The organism is Pseudanabaena sp. UWO310, from assembly GCF_006861605.1.
Lineage (GTDB): Bacteria > Cyanobacteriota > Cyanobacteriia > Pseudanabaenales > Pseudanabaenaceae > Pseudanabaena.
This window is the reverse complement of the sequence record NZ_SELU01000121.1, coordinates 1-2,355: the sequence shown is the minus strand read 5'-3', so window position 1 is coordinate 2,355 and position 2,355 is coordinate 1. Positions and strand designations below refer to the sequence as shown.

Sequence of the window (2,355 nt, the reverse complement as noted above, 5' to 3'; positions counted from 1 at the left end):
ATATTTAGAATGCATGGGTTTGAGTCGATAAAGTCTGCTATCGACCAAATATCTCACAATATACCTGCCATGTCATCTTTACTCTTTTAATCTCTCTATTACCCATTCTTGAAACAGCCCTGCCCTTGTAAAGGGGGAAGAAGATAATTTAGGAAACTTTTATGCCAACCAATTCTTCTCTCTCAAATATTCCGATAGATTGCAGTCAGCCTGTTCTGCATCAGCACGGACAAGAGATCCAGTCGTTTGGAACTATCCGTAACTTACCGATCGCTTTAGCTAGTACTGCTCGATTTGAGAGTTGTAGACATCTCAACCAAGTGCTTGCTGATAGCATTATCCTCTACAGTCTCTACAAAAAACATCATTGGCTAATGCGTGGTAACACGTTTTATCAGTTACATCTTTTACTTGATAAACATGCAAATGAGCAACTTAAGCTGATTGATATGCTGGGCGAACGAGTACAAACCTTAGGCGGTGTGGCGATCGCCGATCCGCGGCATGTTGCCGAATTGACAAGGATTGAACGTCCTCCTAATGGTGTAGAAGAAATTCCCGTCATGTTGTCGCGGTTACTAGAAGCCCATGAGTCGATCCTGCGCGAAGTCCGTGAAGGAATTGCTCAAACTATGGCGAATCGAGATGATGGAACTAATGACTTATTAGTTAGCGATGTACTACGAACGCATGAAATTCAGGTATGGTTTATTGCCGAACATCTAGTTGATACACCTCTAGTTCGTAGCTAAAGCATCTTTGACAGGCAAGGGGCTTAAGTCCCTTGTTAAGGCTAGATTTCTAATAGGAAATAACGAATATGTCGAATACTTTAGACAAAATAGCAGAAGTTCCTCAACGGCTAATCACTCCTGAAACACTGCCAACTTTAATTTTAGGTGGTGGATTCACAGGCTTATTTACAGCGTTACATTTGAGTCGTCAGCATTATACAACTCCCACAATTCTGATTGATCGCGATTGGAGTTTCATTTTTAAACCTCTCTTGTATGAGGTTCTTAGTGGTGAGATGAACATGCAGTTTATTAGCCATCGTTATGACGCTCTTTTGCATAAGAGTGGGATTACCTTTATTCGAGATAATGTACAATCGATTGACTTACAACAGCGAAAGGTTAGCTTAGCCTCTGGATTGCATTACACTTACAGTAATCTAGTGTTATCGCTCGGTGGTGTGGTGAGTTACAGTGGTGTTAAAGGAGCCAAAGAATATACCGTGCCGTTTTCGACTATCGAAGATGCGATGACCTTAGGTAAGCAGCTAAGAGATTGTTTGCAACGAGCTACTCAAAGTGAAACATTACAACAAAAAAAGATTTTATTGACCTTTGTAATCTTAGGAGCAGGTCGGACTGGAGTTGAGCTAACAGCAACTTTAGCGGATTTATTACCTGACTGGTATGACTCTTTAGGTGGTGAGATTTCTGATATTCGTATATTACTCATTCAACGAGGTAAAAAGATTCTCAAAGGCGATGACGATCACTTGCGGCAGACGGCAGAAGATGCATTGCACAAGCGCTCGGTATCCGTAAAAGTCATGCTTGAAACCACAGTAACCGAAGTACGCCCCAATATTATTGTAATTAAACGAAACGATCAAGTAGAAGAAATTACCGCCGCAACGATTATTTGGACGACGGGAATTGTTACAAATCCTCTCATCGATACATTATCGATTCCAGAAGGAGGTCGAGATCGACAGGGACGACTAAAGCTCACTGACACTTTAGAATTAATTGATTTCCCAGAAGTGTTTGCTGGTGGAGATTGTGCCGTGATGGAACATCCTTTGCCCTTAACGGCTCAAGTTGCCTATCAACAGGGAGCAGCGATCGCCCATAATTTGCAAGCTCTATCTGAAGGTCATTCCCCCATTGCCGCAGAAATTGAAATGAGAGGAACGCTCATGAAATTGGGAATGAATGAAAGTGTTGCCAAAATCTTCGATCGCTATGAAGTGCAAGGTCATCTCGGTCATTTAATTCGTCAAGCTGCTTACATTGAGTTGCTACCCACATTAGCTAGCAATTTTAAGGGAACACTTGAATGGATATCTGACGAGCTTTTCCAGAGATGTGTGGGAGTATGAGATCCATATGCCTTTTATTAAATGGTCGCAGCCCGATCTCAAACAAGCAGCAAAAAAGCTTGATTAATGCAGTCGCTCAAACAATTCTATTTAAACCTCTTGGTTGGGTGACAGATAATAGACTTGTTGGGAAATAAAAGCAAAGCACAGAGGTGATTTTACTTTTTCTGTCCATTGCAAGCAAAATCTAAATAGAAGTTCCATAAGCCAGCCGCATTCAACATGAGACGGTCATCAAAATC

Annotated in this window: 2 protein-coding genes; both read left to right on the top strand. The window is 41.5% G+C overall.

What is annotated here, in order from left to right:
* The first annotated feature begins 161 nt into the window (after positions 1–161).
* On the top strand, positions 162–752 hold the full coding sequence (locus PseudUWO310_RS22545; RefSeq protein ID WP_143190597.1) for a Dps family protein: 591 nt from the start codon (positions 162–164) through the stop codon (positions 750–752).
* Between the two features lie 68 nt (positions 753–820).
* Positions 821–2,113, top strand: a complete 1,293-nt coding sequence (locus PseudUWO310_RS22540; protein WP_143190596.1) for an NAD(P)/FAD-dependent oxidoreductase — start codon at positions 821–823, stop codon at positions 2,111–2,113.
* The last annotated feature ends 242 nt before the right edge of the window (positions 2,114–2,355 follow it).

Excerpts from the sequence above, each read along its gene's own strand:
- PseudUWO310_RS22545 (WP_143190597.1), top strand. The coding sequence starts at position 162 with ATGCCAACCAATTCTTCTCTCTCAAATATTCCGATAGATTGCAGTCAG.
- PseudUWO310_RS22540 (WP_143190596.1), top strand. The coding sequence starts at position 821 with ATGTCGAATACTTTAGACAAAATAGCAGAAGTTCCTCAACGGCTAATC.